Consider the following 17,224-nt stretch of genomic DNA (forward strand, 5'->3'; position numbering starts at 1 on the left):
TTCTTCACCGCGCCCGCGATCGCCTTGGAGTCCACCGCGTCCACGATCAGCGCGTCGACCTTGTTGGTGATCATCGTGTCGACCTGCTGCGTCTGGATCGTCGCGTCCTGCTTGGCGTTCGCGTAGACGACCTGGCCCTTGCCCGCCGTGAGCTCCTTGACCATCTTCTCGATGAGGGGCTTGTCGAACTTCTCGTAGCGCGCGGTCTGGTTCTCCGGCAGGAGCAGACCGATCTTGATGGCGCCGCCCTTCCTGGCGCCGGACTTCTTGGCGGTGTCCCCGGACTCCTTGGCGCTTCCGCAGGCGGCGAGAGAGACGGCCATCGTGGTGGCGGTCACGGACACGGCGGCACGACGCATACGGGTGTTCATCCAGAGGCCTCCCTGACATGGCCGCGTCCTCGCGGCCGAGGTGGCTGGAAGTCAACTGGGAGGCACCTGGGGCGTCAAGGAGTTGAGGGTGAACGAGACCGCAATGAGTCATTCCCTTGATTAGTCGAAGGCGCAACAACTCTCCGCTACGGTGAGGCCATTGGTCCGCCCTGGTCGGCGCGCCCGTCCCGCGCCCCGTCGGTCCGCCGTACTCCGCCCACCGACGGCCGTGGGTCACGCCAGCCGGAACGCGTCCGCCAGCGCGTCGGCCTGAGCCAGAAGCAGGGTCCGGGTCCTCGGGCCGATCCCGCCGTACTGGCCCGACACCGCGAGGCTGACCGTGCCGTGCAGTTGCGACCAGGCGAGCACCGCGCCCGCCAGCGCCGTACCGGCCCGGGCGTCGTACGGGGAGAGCCCCGTGTGCTCCGCGACCCACGCGGCCAGCGAGGGGTCCTCCCGTACCCACCCGGTCATCTCCTCCACGGTCGGGCGGAACGCCTCGCTGGGGTCGCCGGAGGCGAAGACGGTGAGGAAGGGGCCCAGGGCCGCCCGCGCGCGCTCCGCCGTGTCCGGGGGCGCGGCATGGCCCGGCACCGGCGTCCCCTGGATCAGCAGATAGCGGTGCGGCTGCGCGGTGGCCCAGTCGAGGAACGCGTCGGCGAGGGTGTGCAGCACGGAACGGGCATCGCTCGCACCGAAGCCCCGGGCATGGGTGACGGCGTGCGCCAGATCGTCGTACGCGTCCCGCATCAGCTCGTCCAGCAGCTCGTCGCGGCCCGCGAAGTAGCGGTAGAGGGCCGGTCCGGAGAGCCCCATGTCCCGGGCGATCCGGGTCAGCGCCACGGCCTGCGCGCCGCCCTCGGCCAGCTGCTCCAGCGCCGCCGCCTTGATCTCGGCGCGCGTCTGCTCCCGGTAGCGGGCCCGGGGGCTCCTCACCTGGGCGGTCATGGATCCTCCTGCGTCCACCGGGGTCGCGTGCGGCGCGGCGGCGGACGTGGACGTGGTGCCTCGCGTCGCTCCCTGACTCAATGATCCCCTCGTGAGGACGTTTCGCCAGGGCTACGGGCCGTCACCGCGACGGGCCCGGCGCGGGAGGGCGCGGACGGCACGCCCCCTGCGTCATCATGCGGATGCGTACCGTTGCCCCCTGACCGCGTGAGAAAGAAGGCCGCTGGTGGCTCCGCATTCCGAGAGCGGTCGCGACGGCCGGGCGGTCCGTGCCGGGCACGCCGGCCAGCCCCTGTCCGACCGGGGCCGCTGGCGGGCGCTCGCGGTGTGTCTGGTGGCGGGCTTCATGACGCTGCTCGACGTGTCGATCGTCAATGTGGCCCTGCCCTCGATCCGGGTGGCGCTGGACGCCCCTGAGGCCGACCTCCAGTGGGTGCTCTCCGGGTACGCCCTCGCCTTCGGCCTCTTCCTCGTCCCCGCCGGGCGGGTGGGCGACGCCCGGGGCAGGCGCGCGGTGTTCATGACCGGACTCGCCCTCTTCGTCCTCGCCTCGGCGGCCTGCGGGGCGGCCCAGTCCAGCCTCTGGCTGGTGGCGGCCCGCGCCGTCCAGGGCCTCGCGGCAGGGCTGATCTCGCCGCAGATCTCGGCCCTGATCCAGCAGATGTTCAGCGGCGCCGAACGCGGCCGTGCCTTCGGGATGCTCGGCAGCGTCATCGGCATCTCCACGGCCGTGGGCCCGCTCCTGGGCGGGCTGCTCATCCACGCGGCGGGCCCGCAGGAGGGCTGGCGCTGGGTGTTCTACGTCAACGTGCCCCTCGGGATCGGCTGTCTGGTGCTGGCCCGGCGACTGCTCCCGGACACCCCGTCCGCCCGCCGCATCCCGCTGCGCGCCCTCGATCCGGCCGGGGTGCTGCTGCTCGGCACCGGAGTCCTGGCGCTGCTCCTGCCGTTCGTCCAGGCGCAGCAGTGGCACGGCCCCGAGAAGTGGCTTCTCCTGGTCCTGTCCGCCGCGCTGCTCACGGCGTTCGTGGCCTGGGAGCGGCGCCAGAGCGCCCGCGGCGCGTCCCCGGTCGTCGACCTCGCCCTGTTCCGCGAGCGCGGCTACTGGCTGGGCTGCGCCCTGATCCTGCTCTACTTCGGCGGGTTCACCTCGATCTTCTTCATCAGCGCCCTCTACCTCCAGGCCGGGCTGCATCTGAGCGCGCTGTCGGCGGGGCTGGCCATCACCCCGTTCGCGGTGGGCTCCGGCGTCGCCGCCACCATCGGCGGGCGCCTCGTCGGCCGCTTCGGACGCCGCCTGGTCGCGGTCGGCCTGGTCATGGTCGCCACGGGGCTCGGCGCCACGGCGCTCGCCGTCCATCTGGCGCCGGGCAGGTCGGCGGCGTGGGCGATGACGGCCCCCCTGCTCCTCGCCGGACTCGGCAGCGGCCTGGTCATCGCCCCCAACCAGACGCTGACGCTCTCCCGGGTCCCGGTCCGCTCGGCGGGCAGCGCGGGCGGCACCCTCCAGACCGGCCAGCGCGTCGGCTCCGCCGTCGGTATCGCCGCAGTCGGGGCGGTCTTCTTCGCGCGGCTGTCGGACGACGGCTGGGCCGCGGCGTACGACCACGGGCTGCTGGTGTCGCTCGCCTTCGTGGTCGGCGCGTTGCTCCTCGCCCTCGGCGACCTGCGGGCCGGTGCCCGGGAGAACCGGACGCCGACGACCTGAGAGCCTGTCCTTGAACGGCCGTCCGCGCCCCGGCGCCCGGCACGCACGCTCGGCGCACGGTGCGCCCTGCGGGCGGACGGCGGGGGTTCAAGGACAGGCTCTGAACGGCCGTGCGCGCGCCGGGACGCGCCGCCGCTCGGACGGCTCCTCTCACCCCGCCTCCCTGACGGCCCGCCGCCAGGCCGAGTCGACCGAGAGGAGGGCCGCGGGGGCGAGGTCGGCCGGGACGTCCGGCAGGAAACCGCTGCCGGACACGGGACCGGGACCGAGGGCCCGCGCCGGGCCGCGCGGCGCCGCGTTCCCACGCCCCGCCCAGTGCTCGCGCGCCTCGTCCCGTACGTCGACGAGGGCCTGGCGGCGCTCCACCGGCGGCGGGGCGAACCGGCCGCCCGCCGCCCGCGCCTGCTCCTGCCAGCGGTCCTGCCAGAACTCGACCGTCCAGCCCGGCCAGCGCGCCTCCATCTCATAGGCGCCGGCCTGTGCACCGAGCAGCCACCAGCCCACCAGGCGGTGCGTCGGGTCGACGTGCAGTCCGGCGAGCACCGCGAGTTCGCACCGGCCGTGGTCCGGCGCCGACGCGAGGCGTTCGAGGAGGGCGGGCCCCTCGGCCACCGGGTGGTCGCCGGTGGCGGTGAGCAGATGGCAGCGGCCGGTGCCCACGGTGACGACCGTCGCGAGCGGGTCGTCCTCGGCCGGTTCCCCGTCGCCGGGGGCGAGCGGCGCGCCCGCGTACGGCTCGCGCCCCGGGGTGCGTACCGCGTCGGGATCCAGGCCCAGATAGGCGCGCAGCTCCGCGGGGCCGTCGAAGGTCCAGCGCACCTGCCAGCCCGGCCAGGCGTGGCGCAGGAGCTCCAGGGCGGCGGCCCGGTGGCGCATACAGGTGGTCGGCCCGTCCCGGACGAAGACGAGCAGCACCCGGCGGTACGGATCGACCAGGACGGCCCCTTCGCAGCGGACGTCGTCGAGCCAGCCGTGGCGCGCCGGGTCGTGGGCGCGCAGGAACGGCAGTATGACCTCGGGGCCGGCCAGCAGGTCCAGATCGAGCCCGCCCGCCCCGAAGCGGGACTCGTACAGCTCGTACCGCTCGTGGTCGCCGCTGTCGGGAACGACGGCGAAGGTTGCCCATTCGGCCATGCTCGAAAGGATCTCAACCCGGTGTGCCACCCCACCACCCGGCCCGGGACGGTACGTCCAGTGATCCACACCACGGCCCCACCGCCGTGACGGCCGTAGGGTGCGTCCCTGTGAACAGACACATCGCGTTCGAGCGCCTGCACAACTTCCGTGACCTGGGCGGCTATCGCACCGAGGACGGCTCCACCGTGCGCTGGGGGCGGCTGTACCGCTCCGACTCGCTGGGCAAACTCCAGGGCGAGGACTGGGACCGTTTCCTGGGCCTCGGTGTGCGGACCGTCATCGACCTGCGCTACCCGTGGGAGATCGAGGGCAGCGGCCGCGTCCCCGAGCACGCCTCGCTGACGTATCGCAACCTCAGCGTCGAGCACCGCCCGTACGACCAGGCGAGCCTGGGCGCGGACGTGGAGACCGGACGGTACCTCGCCGACCGCTTCCTGGAGGTCGCGCACGACGGAGTGGAGGAGCTGCGCGAGGCGCTGCGGGTCATCGCGGCGCCCGACAGCGGGCCGCTCGTCTTCCACTGCGCCTCGGGCAAGGACCGCACCGGTCTGCTGGCGGCGCTCGTGCTCACGCTGCTCGGCGTCCCCGAGGACGTCGTCGTCGAGGACTTCACCCTCACCGGGCTCGCCACCGACCGCCTGATCGCCGACTGGCGGGCCGCCCACCCCGGCCGCGAGATCACCTGGCCGGGCTACGGCCGCGCCCCCGCCGCCATCATGCGCCTCTTCCTCGCCGGCCTCGCGGCCGAGCACGGATCGGTGCACACCTACGCGCGCGAACTGCTCGGCGCCGACGGGCGGCTGGTCGACGCCCTGCGCACCGGACTGCTGGAACGCGCGGCCGAGCCCGTCGCCGTCCCGTGACCGGCGCGCCGGCCGAAGGGCCCGGCGGACACTTCTGCCCGTGACGCGCCGCACCTATGGTGAGTCGTCATGTGCGTCCGCCCGGAAGGAAACTGATGGTGCGTAGGACCAGGCTCATTCGGCACACCGCCGCGCTCGCGGCCGTCCTGTTGCTCGCGGGGGCCGGCGCGGGGGCGAACCCGGCCGCCGCCGACGAGGGCGGCCCGGCCCGGGCGAGCCGGAACGCCGCCGCGCTCGACGCCTACTGGAGCCCGAAGCGGATGGCCGCCGCGCTGCCCGCAGAGGCGGCGAAGGGAGCCGGGGCCGGAGCGACGGCCGCGCCCACCGAAGACGGGCCCCGGCCCGGCGAGCGCGTTCCGCCCAGCCGGAGCTTCGACGGCATCCCCCAGGCGGGCACCTTCTTCTGGACCGACGTCCAGGGCACCGGCCGCACCTGCAGCGGGTCGGTGGTCCGCAGCCCGGGCCACGACCTGGTGCTCAGCGCCGGGCACTGCCTGAAGGGCTACGCGGGCCCCGCCCCCCGGCGCCGCCTCGCGTTCGTGCCGCAATACCACGACGGACTCAAGCCGTTCGGTGTGTTCCCCGTGGTGAGCGACGGCGTCTACGTTCCACAGCCGTACTACGACCTGGGCGAGCACGCCGGAGCCGCCTACGACTTCGGGTTCGCGCGCACCGAACCCAACCGGGACGGCACCCGCCTCCAGGACGCGGTGGGCGGAGTCCGCCTGCTCACCGGCACCGGCTACCACCACCTCCCGGTCCGTATGATCGGCTATCCCGGCAACGCGCGGAAACCGCTGGAGTGCTGGAGCCGCACCACCAAGTGGGTCAGTGACGACCCCGCCGATCCCGGTAGGTTCACGCGCATCGCCTGCGACGCCTTCGTGGGCGGGACCAGTGGCGGGCCGATGCTGGTGCCGGAATGGGACGGCTGGGGCGTCATCGGGGTCATCGGCGGCTACCACACTGGCGGCAACACCCCTCGGATCTCCTACAGCGCCTACTTCGGCGCCGCCACCCGGGCCCTGTACCGCGATGCGGTCAGGGGCGCCCCACCGGCGGGTCCCGCCTCCTGAGTGCTTTTCCCCTCCGGGAGCGGAGGCCCGCCGCACTCGTTCAGCGGCTCAGTGCCTGCAAACCCTTGCGTAGATCGTCCTGGTTCATGACCGGCGTGAAGTCGACCTTCGCGCCCATCTCGAGGAAGAACGGTTCAGCGGTCTTCGGGATCTGCGACGAGTCCTCCAGGTCGAACACGAGGAAGGCGGTACGGCACCCGTTGCGCGACGTGAAGTAGGCGGCCTCGGGGTGGATCGCCTCCAGGGCGGCTTCCATCGTCTTCGCCATCGTGCCGTTCCTGATGGCCTCGTTCGCCTTCTCGGTGTCCATTTGGGCGGTCAACAGCATGCGCACGAAACTCACCCCTTCCCGACCGGGTGGGTGCTCACTTGCGGCGCACCGGTGACCCCCGGCCGCGTACACCACCAGCGTCTCCCTTCGGCGGCAATAGCACAACGCGGGAGATCCCGCACACCGAAGCAAAGGGAGGCGGGCATTCCGGCGGGGCGGGGCGTCATACAAAATGAGGGCCCGGTTCCTGTTATCCCCGGGTCCGCCAGGGGTCTCCGAACGACGGGAGCGCCAGGACGACGCCAGCGGGTGAGGGAGCAGATGCACAGGGACAGCACGTCCATGCCGGAGCTGGTGGGCGCCGCGCGGACCGGTGACGCCCGGGCGCGCGAGCGGCTGGTCGCCGACTACCTCCCACTGGTCTACAACGTGGTCGGCCGCGCCATGGACGGCCACGCCGACGTGGACGACGTGGTGCAGGAGACCATGTTCCATGCCCTGGAAGGCCTCGACGGGCTGCGCGAGCCGTCCCGCTTCCGGTCCTGGCTGATCGCCATCGCGATGAACCAGATACGTCACCGCTGGCGCGCCCAGCAGTACACGACACCGGCCGGACCCGAGCAACTGGCCGCGGCGGCCGCCCCGGAACCGGACTTCGTCGACCTCACCATTCTGCGCCTCGGTCTGTCCGGGCAGCGCCGCGAGGTGGCCGAGGCGACCCGCTGGCTCGACGAGAGCGACCGCGAACTCCTCGCCCTGTGGTGGCAGGAGGCGGCGGGCGAGCTGACCCGCGCCGAACTCGCCGAGGCGATGGCCCTCACCCCGCAGCACGCCGCCGTCCGGGTCCAGCGCATGAAGGCCCAGCTGGAGGTGGGCCGGGTCGTGGTGCGCGCGCTCGCGGCCCGGCCGCTCTGCGACGAGCTGGCCCGGACCGTCGCCGTCTGGGACGGCCGCCCCGCCCCGGTGTGGCGCAAGCGGATCGCCCGACACACCCGTGACTGCCGGATCTGTTCCGGGCGCGGCGCGGGTCTGGTGCCCGCCGAGGGGTTGCTCGCGGGTCTCGCCCTGCTGGCGCCGCTGTATGGGGCCGCGCGGTTCGTCCCGGGTGCCGGTATGGCGCCGGTCGCGTCCACCTCACCGGTTCCGGGCGCCCCCGGGACCGGGCCCGCCGCCCCGGCGAAGGCACCCGCGTACATCGTCAAGGGCGCGCTTGCCCTCGCGCTCGCGGCCGTCCTCGCCCTCGGCACCGCCCTGCTGTGGCCCGACCCGCGTCCGCGGGCCACTCCCGCGCCGCCCACCGCGCCGCGGACCACCGCCAGTACCGTTGCGCCGTCCCCCTCCGCCCCACCCGTACCGCAGCCCTCCAGGACGAGCCCGCCACCCAGGGCCACTCCGAAGACCGCCCGGCCCACACCGGTCACCGCGCCTCCCGAGCTGAAGTTGCTGCGCCTGGTCAACAGCCGCCGGAGCGCGGCCGGCTGCGCCCCGCTGCGGATGGATCCGCGGCTGACCGCGGCGGCTCAGCGGCACGCCCGGGACATGGTGGCGCGCCACTACTACGACCACGTCGGCCCCGAGGGGCAGCACGCCGACGCCCGGATGCGGAGCGCCGGGTATCCGGTCGGGGCCTGGGCGGAGAACCTGGACCGGGGGACGGCGGACCCGTCCGCGATCGTCGAGGACTGGACGGACGGCGCGATCCACCAGCGGAACATGCTCGACTGCGGCTACCGCGACACCGGCGTGGCCGCCGTGCCGGGGCCCGGCGGCACGGTGTGGGTGCAGGACTTCGCGGGGCCGTCGTCCTGAGGCGGTTTCCCGTCCCGGGGCGGTTCCCCGTCCTGGGACGGTTTGCCGTCCTTGGGCGGTCCGCCGTCCCGAGGCGGTTTGCCGCCCTGAGGCGGTCCGCCGTCCCGAGGCGGTTTGCCGCCCTGAGGCGGTCCGCCGTCCCGAGGCGGTTTGCCGTCCCGCGCCCCACCGTTGCCGGGCGCGGGTCAGCTGCCGAAGTTCTGCACCCACCACGGGCCGTTGCCGCTGAGGTTCACCCCCACGCCGATGTCCTTGAACCCGCAGTCCAGGATGTTGGCGCGGTGACCGGGGCTCTTCATCCAGTCGCGCATCGCGTCGGCGGCGCTCTTGGGCCCCCGGTGGATGTTCTCGCCCCACTTGTGCCAGTCGTATCCGGCGGCGCTCATACGGTCGCCCGCGTTGCGCCCCTCCGGGCTGTTGTGCTCGTAGTAGTCGCGGGCAGCCATGTCGTCGGCGTGCGCCTGGGCGGAGGTGTTCAGGTGGCGGTCCGCCCTGAGGGGCGAGCAACCCGCCCTGGCACGCTCGGCGTTGGCGAGGTCTACCACCTGCTGGACGTACGAGGCGGCGGCGCCGGTGGGCGCGGTGTCCTTGCGCGGAGGTGTGCTCCTGCGCGGGGTGTGACCGGCGTCCGCCCGGCCCTGGGTCGTCGTGGTACCCGAACCGGCGCCCGTGCCGGTTCCGGCGCCGGTGCCGGGGCGCGGGGAGCCGGAGGCGGCGGCGGTGCGGCTCGGCTTCGGCCTGGGAGAGGGGGACTTCGCGGGGGCGGTGGAGCGTATCGGCGAGGGGGAGGCCGATGGGGCGGAGGCGTCCGTGGCCGCCCCGGTGTCGAGCGCGTGCCCGGCGGGCGGGGCCGCCTGGGTGCGTACGGTCTCGGCGGGGTCCTCGGAGTTCGGCCACAGCAGCGCTCCGGCGACGGCGGCGACCGCCACGGTCCCCGCCACGGCGGTGCCGACGACTCGTCGGGACCGCTGCCGGTGCGCACGTCGGCGCACGGCCCGCCCGTCGTTCGTGGGTCGGCCGTGGGGGTGGTCGTCGTGGTGCTGCATGGGGCTCCGCTCTCTTTTCGGTGCTGCCGGGGTGTCCGGCACATGGGAGAGCGGGAGGGGGCGGGGCCATAACACTTTCCGCTTATGTGACCTGGGCCACAGGGACCGGTCGGACGCGCAGGGTGGCGGGCCGCGGCCCGGCGGTGTCGGCGGTGGACGCGTCGAGGAGGGCGAGCGCGGCGACGGTGGGGGTGTGCAGTACCGCGTTGCGGTCCCGTGCCGTGCCGACCAGGCCCGCCGACCGCAGCACCGTGGCGTGTTCGCTCGCGCTCGCCGGGGAGATGCCTGCCCGGGCCGCGAGCTGACTGGTGGTCAGGCCCGGGTGTTCGGCGATCGCGCACAGCACGGTGCCCCGGGTGCGGCCGAGGAGCGCCGCGAGGGAGCGGGGCGCGGCGCTCAAGGAGCCGTCAGGTGGGCGCGGGTGGTTTCAGTGAGTCGCCAGTGCCGGTGGCGTACGGCCCTTGCGTGTGCGTGTGCGTGTGGGTGTGCGTGTGGGTGTGCGTGTGCGGAAGTGCCGGTGGGCCGCCGGGTCGGCCCGGGTGGCTTCAGCGGGCCGTTGGCGACGACGGCGCGCGGGAGGGCTGGAGCGAGGGGCGGCCGGTCGGTTTCTGCGGCGGCGTCCGGGGGGACGCGCCGGTGTTCGGCCGGGGGGCGGTGCCGCCCGGGGCCGGGGCCGAGGGCCGGGCCGACCGCCGCTCCTTCGTCGGCGCCGTGGAGGGCTCCGGCCGGGGGGACTCCGCCCGGGAGGGCCGGGGCGAGGGCGGCGGGGAGACCGGGCCCGGAGTGGCCGCGGGCAGTTGGTGGTCCGGTGCTCCACCCGGCTCCACGGCCAGGTACCCGAACGCCACGGCCGCCGCGGTGGCGAGCGCGGCCAGCGGCAGGGCGAGGCGGCGCAGACCCGGCGTGCGCGGCCACCACGTGGGCAGCGGGGTCCGGCGCAGATGCGGGCCCGGCGGATCGGCCGGACGCAGATCGCGGACCGTCACGGTCTGCGCGCGGGCCGCGAGCGCGCGCCGCAGCCGTGCCTCGACGGGGCGTTCGGGACTCTCCCCGCCGCTCATCCCCACTCCTCTCACGACCGCTCCTTCAAGATCTTCTCCAGGGCGTCCAGGCCCCGGCTCGCCAGCGACTTCACCGAGCCGCGGCTGATCCGCAGCGTCTGCGCGATCTCGGCCTCGGTCAGTTCGCCCCAGTACCGCAGCACCAGCACCTCACGGCGCCGCGCGCTCAACCGCCCCAGCGCGGCCAGTACTTCGCGGTGCTCCTCGTCGAGGACGACCCGCTCCTCGGCGGAGGGCGCGTCGGCCTCGTGCGGAGGGGTGTACGCGCGCGCCGTGCGCCGCCTGCGCAGCACCGATCGGGCCGCGTTGACCACGGCGGTACGGAGATAGGCGAGCGCGTTGTCGACCTCGGCGATCTCCTCGCCGTGGCGCCGGTACAGCGCGGTGAACGCGTCCTGCACCACGTCCTCGGCCGTGGCCCGGTCGTCCACGAGCATCACCGCGAGGTGCACCATGCGCAGCCGGTGCGCGTGGTAGAGCTCGCTGACGGTCGGCCGCGGGGCGGGCGGGCCGTACCCGCCGAGCGGGCCGTACCCGCCGAGGACGGCGGGGCGCTCCGGGCCGGTGGCCAGCCGGTCCCGGCGCAGCAGCCAGTGCAGAAAGGCGCGCGGGCCCAGACGCCCCGGCGGCGCCGGATACCGGACGGCGGTGTACTCCATCACTTCCTCGGGTGGAACGGCGCGGCCCCGCACGGCGGGGCCGTCCTGCGCCTCAGTGGTTCTGCCGCCGCCGGACGGCGTAGACGGTCCCGGCGCCCGCGGCGATCAGCGCGCCCGCTCCGGCACCCAGGACCGTGTTGGTCTTGGACGAGCCAGTATGGGCCAGCTCGTCCTGGGGCGTCGACGAGGAGGGTGCGGTGGAGGGCTCGGCACTGGGCCGAGCCTCCTCCGGGGCCTTCGTCGGGGGCGCCGCGGGCTCCGGTGTGCCGGGGGGCGTGCTGGGCGCGGCGGAGGGCTGCCCGCCGGGGGAAACGGAAGGCTTGGCGGGTGCGGGGCGCTGGGGCGCGGTGGACGGCGCCAGGGTCGGTTCGGCGGACGCCGGGGCGGGGCCGCTGCCGGCCAGGTGGCGCGGCTGCGTGCCGCCGTCGGCGTGGGCCGTACCGGCCAGAGCGGGCAGCGCGAGCGCGGCCAGCAGTCCGGCGGTGGCGGCCCCGCGCGCGTAGGTGCGGCTTTGGTGCTTCGTGGTGTTCACGTAGTACGTCTCCAGGTCGGCCGAAGGGCGTCGGACGACGCCCTTCACCCCTGACGACGTGCGGCGCGGGCCGGGGTTGCCGACGAACCGGAGAAAGTTTTCGCACCCGTTCGGTGCCCCCCGTCACCCCGTGCCCGTGAGCGTGTCCACGACGGTGCCAGCGAACTCCTGGGCGAGCGGCCCCAGCGCGTCCCACTGGCGCACCGCCCAGCCCGCGGCCAGCGGCGGGAGCGCCGGCAGCGGTACGAAACGCACGGCGCCCGGGGCCGAGGCGGTCCACCCGGGCAGCGCCGGCACCACGGCGTGGCCGAGCCCCAGCTCGGCCAGCAGGATCGCGGTGTCCCAGTCCGCCACGCTGGTGGTCGAGGCCAGGCTGACGTCCAGACCGGTCAGTTGCCGGTCGAGGTGGTGCCGGGACCGGGAGTCGGCGGGCAGCTGGATGTGGCGGATCGCGGCCAGGTCGGCCGGTTCGACACTGCTCCTGTCCGCGAGCGGGTCGTCCGCGTGGACGGCGAGGACCCAGGGCAGCTCGATGACCGGCCGCTGCTCGATGCCCCGTACGGGCGGGCCGATGGTGATCCAGGCGAGATCGGAGTCCCCCGCCGCGAGCGCGTCGACGCAGGCGCGGCTGGAGTTCTCGGTACGGAACTCCAGGCCGACGTGGGGGTGCGCGCCCCGGAAGCGCACCACCGCGTCGGACATGAAGTGGCGGACGGTGGTGGCCCCGGTGGCGATCCGCACGGTGCCGCCGACGCCTTCTCCGAGCTGGCGGAGCTGACGCAGAGCCAGCTCTATGTGGCCGATGCCCTGCGCGGCGGCCTGCTGGAGGATCCGCCCCGCCTGGGTGGGGGCGACCCCGCGGGGGCGCCGCTCCAGGAGGGGCAGGCCGAGCTCGGCCTCCAGCCGCTTGACGTGCTGGCTCACCGCCGACTGCGTACGGGACAGATCGCGCGCCACAGCGCTCAGATTGCCGGTCTCGCAGGCGGCGACGAAGACGCGGAGATCATCGAGAGTCATAAAACCCCAAGGTATTCCTTGGGCGTTCGAAAGAAAACCAGAGGATTGACTGGGGTTCCTGGGCCCGCGAGGATTTGGTCCGGGGCGGCAACCCGTCCGTGGGCGCCGTCCGGGATCCGGACCCGGACGGCGGACCCCCACGGAGGGTGCCGACCCCGGTCGCGGATCTGTTGCTCCGGTGACCTGACGAGTCGTCAGTGCGGGTTCCGTATTCCGGGGCCGTTTCCCGCCCCGCGCCGCCAACCCCAGTGGTCAGCCCAGCCGCTCGCGGATCTGCTCCGCCTGGGCGCGTCGGGCGTGGCGATCCGGTGTTCCGTTACTGTCCGTGTCGGTCCGCTCCCCGTCAAACGTTGATCACAGTTTGGCAAATTTGGAACCCTTGCATCTGTTTTGTCCATCCCCGGAGGCGGAACACGACCGTCGTGCCCCGAGGGGCCGCAGCAAGCCGGAGTCATCGATGTCGCACGCGACCACCAGGACCAGGGACGGGGCCGAGACGTACGAGTCCCGGGGCCACCGCCGCGCCTCCAAGGCCCGGCGATGGCTTCTCGTGGTGGTCTGCGTGGGGTTGGTGGGGGCGATCGCGTGGCCGGTCATGAGCTACTTCGAGATACCCCCCTTCACCGACAAGGGCGATCCCATCTCGTACGGCAAGATCGACAGCAAACCCGGCGCCGCGCCGCAGAAGCCCGTGGACTCCAAGACCCTGATGCCGACCGGGCCCGCCGCCGACTTCAAGATCTCCAGCACGCTCGGTGACGGCACGCACGTCGGCGTCGTGAAGATCACCGGCAAGAAGTCGGGCTTCACGGGCAAGGTGTGGGTCTGGGCGCCGAAGCAGTACGACGACCCCAAGTACGAGAAGAGCGGTTTCCCCGTCCTGATCGCCCTCCCCGGCGGGCCCGGTTTCCCCAACAACTACTGGATGGACAACAACCTCAAGCTGGAGTCGTCCATCTCCAAGTGGGCCGACGAGGGCAAGGGCAAACCGTTCCTGCTGGCCATGCCGGTGCTGAACCCCAAGCCGGACGACGGCGGTCTCTACTGGGACGGCAGTGACATCCCCGGCCAGCCCAGGATGGGCACCTGGCTGACCGAGGACGTGCCCGACCTCATGCGGCAGAACTTCCGCACGATCAAGTCGCGCGACGGCTGGGCCTTCATGGGCTCCTCCTCCGGCGGCTTCGCCGGCCTCAAGGCCGTCCTCAAGCACCCCGACAAGTTCAAGGCCGTCATCGCCTCCGGCCCCGACATCGTCCCGGACTCCCCGTTGTGGAACGGCCACCCCAAGGAGAAGGCGGAGAACAACCCCGAGGTGCTCTCCAAGCGGCTGATCGCGGCCAGGGGACCGGACGTGTACCTCGCCTTCCAGTACGGCACGAAGGAGTCGTCCGTCATCCCCAAGGTGAACAAGTACATCGCCACCTACGGAAACAAGGGCCCCATCCATACCCACCTCGAAGTCATCCGGGGCGGACGGCACAACGCGGTGACGTATGTGAAGGGGATGGACGCGAGCAGCATGCAGTGGATCAGCGAACAGATCGAGGGGCCCACACCGGCGTCCTGAGGCGGAGGGAGAAGCACGGGGCCGGACCGTGCGACCTTCCGACCGGCAGGCGCGGCTCGGCTGCCGCACCGGGTGGAGGGCCGGGCCGCCTACCGCTCTGGTTGCAGGAGATATCTCCACCCCCTGTGCGACGCCTCGCGGCCACCCCTCTCCCTAGCGTGGCCCTTCCGGCGGCGGCGCACCGGTCCGCCGTCGCAGCCCGGCGACACGTGTGCACGCCACACGTCGTCGCCCTGCCAACGGGAGGCCCCATGAAACAGGTACGGATCCTTGTCGTCGCGCTGGTCAGCGCGGGAGTGCTGGGCGGGGCGGGCATGCTCGCCCCCGCCGAGGCGGCCGCCCCGGCCGCGTCGAGCGCCGCCGGCTGCGCGCAGAGCAGGCCGTTCCTTTCGCAGGGCGACACCGGAACCTGTGTGAGGTTCCTGCAACAGCGGCTCACCGACCAGGGTTTCCGCACCCGCGTCGACGGCATCTTCGGCAGCGGGACCACCAAGTCGGTCAAGTCCTTCCAGTACGTCTGCGGCTACCGCGGCCATGATGTGGACGGCCTGGTCGGCCCCCGCACCTGGGCCGGTCTGCTCGACCACTCCTGCGTCTGAGAGGCGGGTGGAGCGCCGACGGCCCCCGGCCGGGGGCCGCGGCCGACACCACGGGTGCCGCTCGCAACCCGGCCGGGTGCCCCGACGTCCTGCCCGGAATGTGATCTGCAATACCCGCGCCCGCAGCCAGACTTGCAGGTGGGGCGGGTCGCACCTACGGTTGGCGAGCCGTGGTGTTCGGGAAGACCGGTGCAAGACCGGAGCGGCCCTCGCCACTGTGATCGGGCCCCATGTCGTTCAGGCCATGAACGGCTTCGGGTAGCCCGTCCCGTTGTGCCACTGGTGGCCGTGAGGTCGCTGGGAAGGCGGGGACGGTGCGACACCCGGAAGCCAGGAGACCGGCCACGGCATCTCGCGTAATGATCCACGAGGTGCTGGAGCGTGAACGAATGACCCTGCCCACCCCTGCCGCCACATTCCACTGGCGACGTGAGGACACCGTACGTACCGCATGGCTGCTGGCGGTGATCGCCGCCCTGCACGTCGTCGCGTTCGGCATCCTCTTCCTGCTCGTGGTGCCCGAGCACTACGAGGTCGGCTCGAAGACGTTCGGCCTCGGACTCGGCGTCACCGCGTACACCCTGGGGATGCGGCACGCCTTCGACGCCGACCACATCGCCGCGATCGACAACACCACCCGCAAGCTGATGGCCGACGGCAAGCGCCCGGTTTCGGTCGGCTTCTGGTTCGCCCTCGGGCACTCCAGCGTCGTGGTCGTCATGGCGGCGCTGGTCGCCGGAGGCGCCCAGCTCGCGGGCACCCTGATGAACGACGATTCACCCACCCACCAGACCCTCGGCCTGGTCGGAACGACCGTCTCCGGATCGTTCCTCTACCTCATCGCCGCACTCAACCTGCTGGCCCTCGTCGGCATCCTGCGGGTGTTCCGGGCCATGCGCGCCGGGACGTACGACGAGGCGGAGCTGGAACAGCACCTGGACTCCCGGGGGTTCATGAACCGCCTCCTGGGGCGCTTCACCAAGTCGATCACCCGGCCCGGCCAGATGTACCCGCTGGGCTTCCTCTTCGGCCTCGGCTTCGACACCGCCACCGAGGTCACCCTGATGGTGATGGCGGGCTCGGGCGCCGCCGCCGGGCTGCCCTGGTACGCGGTGCTGTGTCTGCCGCTGCTCTTCGCGGCGGGGATGAGCCTGTTCGACACCATCGACGGAACCTTCATGAACTTCGCCTACCAGTGGGCGTTCTCCAACCCGGTGCGCAAGGTGTTCTACAACCTCACCATCACCGGTCTTTCCATCGCGGTGGCCTTCCTGATCGGCACGATCGAGTTGGTGGGCGTGCTGCACGAGAAGCTGGATCTGCGGGACGCCGTCACCGGGTGGGTCGCGGGCCTCGACCTGGACAACGTCGGGTTCATCATCGTCGGCCTCTTCGTCGCGGTGTGGGCGGCGGCGCTGGCGTACTGGCGGTTCGCCAGGGTCGAGCAGCGGTGGGCGGTGCGCACCGCCGCGGCCACCGAAGCGCCGGGCCGGACCCGGCCCGGTGCCGTCCGCGACCAGGCCGCGTCCGGCCCCGGCCACGATGTCGCGCCCGGCCCCCGCGACGGGGACGACGCGGCCATCCCCGCGCCCCGGGACGGTGCCGCGCCCGCGCCCGCCCCGGACGCCGTCAGCTGAAGGCCGGGGCGTTCTCCGCCGCCCAGTCGGCGAACGAACGCGGGGCCCGGCCCAGGAGCCGTTCCCCGTCCCGGCTGACGCGCCGCTCCCCGGGCGTGGGCTCGCCGAGGATGCCGAGCGTGCCCTCGACAACCGGCTCCGGCATGAATCGCAGCAGCGTCTCCCTCGCCTCGGCCCGGCTCTGCTCGACGAACCGCACCGGCGCTCCCAGCGCGTCGCCGATCGTCCGCGCCTGCTCACGGGGTGAGACCGGGGCCGGCCCGGTGAGCTCGTACGTCCGGCCCGCGTGGCTCCTCGCACACAGGGCCAGGGCGGCGACCGCGGCGATGTCGGCCGGATCGACGACCGGCAGGGCGACGTCACCGAAGGGTGCCGTGACCGTCCGCTCGGAGCGGATCGAGGGCGCCCACAGAAAGGCGTTGGAGGCGAATCCGCTGGGCCGCAGGACCGTCCACTCCAGGCCCGACCCCCGTACGGCGTCCTCGAAGGCGCGCAGCCGGCCGTGCGCCGGGGAGTCCGGGCGGGTCGCGGTGGCCTGCGAGGACTGGAGGACGAGCCGCCGGACCCCGGCGGCTCGCGCCGTGTCCAGGATGGCGTACGGGTCGAGGCCGTCACCGCTCCCGGGGACGAGGAGGTACAGCGCCTCGGCCCCGTCGAGCGGGCGCTCGAGGCTCTCGGGCCGGGCCGGATCGGCCTGCTGGAAACGCACGTTGGCGGGCTGGTCGCCCGTGGGGGCCCGGCGGGAGAGGGCGGTCACCCGCTCGCCCGCCGAGGCGAGGTGCCGTACGAGGTGTCGTCCGACGTTCCCGGTGGCTCCGGTCACCACAATCATGTTCTCTCCCTGGTGGTTGTGAGGCGATGGCGCGGCGGTGCGGCCCGCGATCGTCCCGCTGATCCGTCCGCGCTCGGTCTGTCCTCAT

The 17,224-nt window shown here is 73.4% G+C and carries 18 protein-coding genes and 1 riboswitch; of the genes, 7 read left to right on the forward strand and 11 right to left on the reverse strand.

The window, feature by feature from the left end; genetic code table 11:
- Both ACZ4MU_RS28190 and ACZ4MU_RS28195 read right to left on the reverse strand, forming a co-directional pair.
- The coding region (locus ACZ4MU_RS28190; protein WP_467881874.1) for a substrate-binding domain-containing protein at positions 1–371 on the reverse strand (371 nt) is incomplete at its 3' end.
- A 234-nt stretch (positions 372–605) separates the two neighbouring features.
- Positions 606–1,319, reverse strand: coding sequence for a TetR/AcrR family transcriptional regulator (locus ACZ4MU_RS28195; RefSeq protein WP_467881876.1), 714 nt, complete (start codon positions 1,317–1,319; stop codon positions 606–608).
- A 292-nt stretch (positions 1,320–1,611) separates the two neighbouring features.
- Between ACZ4MU_RS28195 and ACZ4MU_RS28200 the strand changes: the two genes are divergently transcribed.
- Entirely contained in the window at positions 1,612–3,027 is a 1,416-nt protein-coding gene (locus ACZ4MU_RS28200; protein WP_467882109.1) for an MFS transporter, read from the forward strand.
- 150 nt (positions 3,028–3,177) lie between these two features.
- Here ACZ4MU_RS28200 and ACZ4MU_RS28205 read toward each other — a convergent pair whose 3' ends face one another.
- The gene (locus ACZ4MU_RS28205) at positions 3,178–4,161 is read right to left on the reverse strand and encodes a hypothetical protein (protein WP_467881878.1); all 984 of its coding nucleotides are present in this window, start codon (positions 4,159–4,161) and stop codon (positions 3,178–3,180) included.
- A 110-nt stretch (positions 4,162–4,271) separates the two neighbouring features.
- Here ACZ4MU_RS28205 and ACZ4MU_RS28210 point away from each other — a divergent pair, with 110 nt between their 5' ends.
- Complete coding sequence (locus ACZ4MU_RS28210; protein ID WP_467881879.1) at positions 4,272–5,027, forward strand: tyrosine-protein phosphatase; 756 nt, start codon at positions 4,272–4,274, stop codon at positions 5,025–5,027.
- Between the two features lie 95 nt (positions 5,028–5,122).
- Positions 5,123–6,103, forward strand: coding sequence for a trypsin-like serine peptidase (locus ACZ4MU_RS28215; protein ID WP_467881881.1), 981 nt, complete (start codon positions 5,123–5,125; stop codon positions 6,101–6,103).
- Between the two features lie 40 nt (positions 6,104–6,143).
- Here the strand turns inward: ACZ4MU_RS28215 and ACZ4MU_RS28220 are convergent, their stop codons facing one another.
- Positions 6,144–6,437, reverse strand: coding sequence for a hypothetical protein (locus ACZ4MU_RS28220; RefSeq protein WP_467881883.1), 294 nt, complete (start codon positions 6,435–6,437; stop codon positions 6,144–6,146).
- A 258-nt stretch (positions 6,438–6,695) separates the two neighbouring features.
- On the opposite strand from ACZ4MU_RS28220, the gene ACZ4MU_RS28225 reads away from it, so the two are divergent.
- Positions 6,696–8,183: a sigma-70 family RNA polymerase sigma factor gene (locus ACZ4MU_RS28225; protein WP_467881885.1), complete on the forward strand. Its 1,488-nt coding sequence runs from the start codon at positions 6,696–6,698 to the stop codon at positions 8,181–8,183.
- A 185-nt stretch (positions 8,184–8,368) separates the two neighbouring features.
- Here ACZ4MU_RS28225 and ACZ4MU_RS28230 read toward each other — a convergent pair whose 3' ends face one another.
- The 6 genes from ACZ4MU_RS28230 to ACZ4MU_RS28255 all read right to left on the reverse strand — a co-directional run bounded on the left by ACZ4MU_RS28230 (position 8,369) and on the right by ACZ4MU_RS28255 (position 12,498).
- A complete protein-coding gene (locus ACZ4MU_RS28230; RefSeq protein ID WP_467881887.1) occupies positions 8,369–9,229 on the reverse strand; it encodes a CAP domain-containing protein in 861 nt (286 codons plus the stop codon).
- An 82-nt stretch (positions 9,230–9,311) separates the two neighbouring features.
- On the reverse strand, positions 9,312–9,629 hold the full coding sequence (locus tag ACZ4MU_RS28235) for a MarR family transcriptional regulator (RefSeq protein WP_467881889.1): 318 nt from the start codon (positions 9,627–9,629) through the stop codon (positions 9,312–9,314).
- Positions 9,630–9,774: 145 nt separating this feature from the next.
- Complete coding sequence (locus ACZ4MU_RS28240) at positions 9,775–10,290, reverse strand: hypothetical protein (RefSeq protein ID WP_467881891.1); 516 nt, start codon at positions 10,288–10,290, stop codon at positions 9,775–9,777.
- A gap of 11 nt (positions 10,291–10,301) precedes the next feature.
- A complete protein-coding gene (locus ACZ4MU_RS28245; RefSeq protein ID WP_467881893.1) occupies positions 10,302–10,949 on the reverse strand; it encodes an RNA polymerase sigma factor in 648 nt (215 codons plus the stop codon).
- Positions 10,950–11,001: 52 nt separating this feature from the next.
- Entirely contained in the window at positions 11,002–11,481 is a 480-nt protein-coding gene (locus ACZ4MU_RS28250; RefSeq protein ID WP_467881895.1) for an LPXTG cell wall anchor domain-containing protein, read from the reverse strand.
- Positions 11,482–11,604: 123 nt separating this feature from the next.
- Positions 11,605–12,498, reverse strand: a complete 894-nt coding sequence (locus ACZ4MU_RS28255) for a LysR family transcriptional regulator (protein ID WP_467881897.1) — start codon at positions 12,496–12,498, stop codon at positions 11,605–11,607.
- Positions 12,499–12,955: 457 nt separating this feature from the next.
- On the opposite strand from ACZ4MU_RS28255, the gene ACZ4MU_RS28260 reads away from it, so the two are divergent.
- The 3 genes from ACZ4MU_RS28260 (at position 12,956) to nicT (ending at position 16,304) form a co-directional block, all read left to right on the forward strand.
- Positions 12,956–14,068: an alpha/beta hydrolase gene (locus tag ACZ4MU_RS28260; protein ID WP_467881899.1), complete on the forward strand. Its 1,113-nt coding sequence runs from the start codon at positions 12,956–12,958 to the stop codon at positions 14,066–14,068.
- Positions 14,069–14,319: 251 nt separating this feature from the next.
- Positions 14,320–14,667, forward strand: coding sequence for a peptidoglycan-binding domain-containing protein (locus tag ACZ4MU_RS28265; RefSeq protein ID WP_467881901.1), 348 nt, complete (start codon positions 14,320–14,322; stop codon positions 14,665–14,667).
- A 154-nt stretch (positions 14,668–14,821) separates the two neighbouring features.
- Positions 14,822–15,028, forward strand: a riboswitch (cobalamin riboswitch).
- Positions 15,027–16,304 carry a Nickel transporter NicT gene (nicT, locus tag ACZ4MU_RS28270; protein ID WP_467881902.1) on the forward strand — a complete coding sequence of 426 codons (1,278 nt, stop codon included), beginning with the start codon at positions 15,027–15,029 and terminating at the stop codon, positions 16,302–16,304. It overlaps the preceding riboswitch by 2 nt.
- Here the strand turns inward: nicT and ACZ4MU_RS28275 are convergent.
- A complete protein-coding gene (locus ACZ4MU_RS28275; RefSeq protein WP_467881904.1) occupies positions 16,297–17,136 on the reverse strand; it encodes an NAD(P)H-binding protein in 840 nt (279 codons plus the stop codon). The genes nicT and ACZ4MU_RS28275 overlap by 8 nt on opposite strands.
- Positions 17,137–17,224: the final 88 nt, after the last annotated feature.

It is taken from the genome of Streptomyces sp. NPDC026377 (assembly GCF_055567715.1).

What these genes read in the sequence shown, in the direction of transcription:
- ACZ4MU_RS28275 (WP_467881904.1), bottom strand. Translation starts at nt 17,136, where the DNA reads ATGATTGTGGTGACCGGAGCCACCGGGAACGTCGGACGACACCTCGTA.
- ACZ4MU_RS28215 (WP_467881881.1), top strand. Translation starts at nt 5,123, where the DNA reads ATGGTGCGTAGGACCAGGCTCATTCGGCACACCGCCGCGCTCGCGGCC.
- ACZ4MU_RS28230 (WP_467881887.1), bottom strand. Translation starts at nt 9,229, where the DNA reads ATGCAGCACCACGACGACCACCCCCACGGCCGACCCACGAACGACGGG.
- ACZ4MU_RS28260 (WP_467881899.1), top strand. Translation starts at nt 12,956, where the DNA reads ATGTCGCACGCGACCACCAGGACCAGGGACGGGGCCGAGACGTACGAG.
- ACZ4MU_RS28225 (WP_467881885.1), top strand. Translation starts at nt 6,696, where the DNA reads ATGCACAGGGACAGCACGTCCATGCCGGAGCTGGTGGGCGCCGCGCGG.
- ACZ4MU_RS28265 (WP_467881901.1), top strand. Translation starts at nt 14,320, where the DNA reads ATGAAACAGGTACGGATCCTTGTCGTCGCGCTGGTCAGCGCGGGAGTG.
- ACZ4MU_RS28195 (WP_467881876.1), bottom strand. Translation starts at nt 1,319, where the DNA reads ATGACCGCCCAGGTGAGGAGCCCCCGGGCCCGCTACCGGGAGCAGACG.
- ACZ4MU_RS28240 (WP_467881891.1), bottom strand. Translation starts at nt 10,290, where the DNA reads ATGAGCGGCGGGGAGAGTCCCGAACGCCCCGTCGAGGCACGGCTGCGG.
- ACZ4MU_RS28205 (WP_467881878.1), bottom strand. Translation starts at nt 4,161, where the DNA reads ATGGCCGAATGGGCAACCTTCGCCGTCGTTCCCGACAGCGGCGACCAC.
- ACZ4MU_RS28245 (WP_467881893.1), bottom strand. Translation starts at nt 10,949, where the DNA reads ATGGAGTACACCGCCGTCCGGTATCCGGCGCCGCCGGGGCGTCTGGGC.
- ACZ4MU_RS28255 (WP_467881897.1), bottom strand. Translation starts at nt 12,498, where the DNA reads ATGACTCTCGATGATCTCCGCGTCTTCGTCGCCGCCTGCGAGACCGGC.
- nicT (WP_467881902.1), top strand. Translation starts at nt 15,027, where the DNA reads ATGATCCACGAGGTGCTGGAGCGTGAACGAATGACCCTGCCCACCCCT.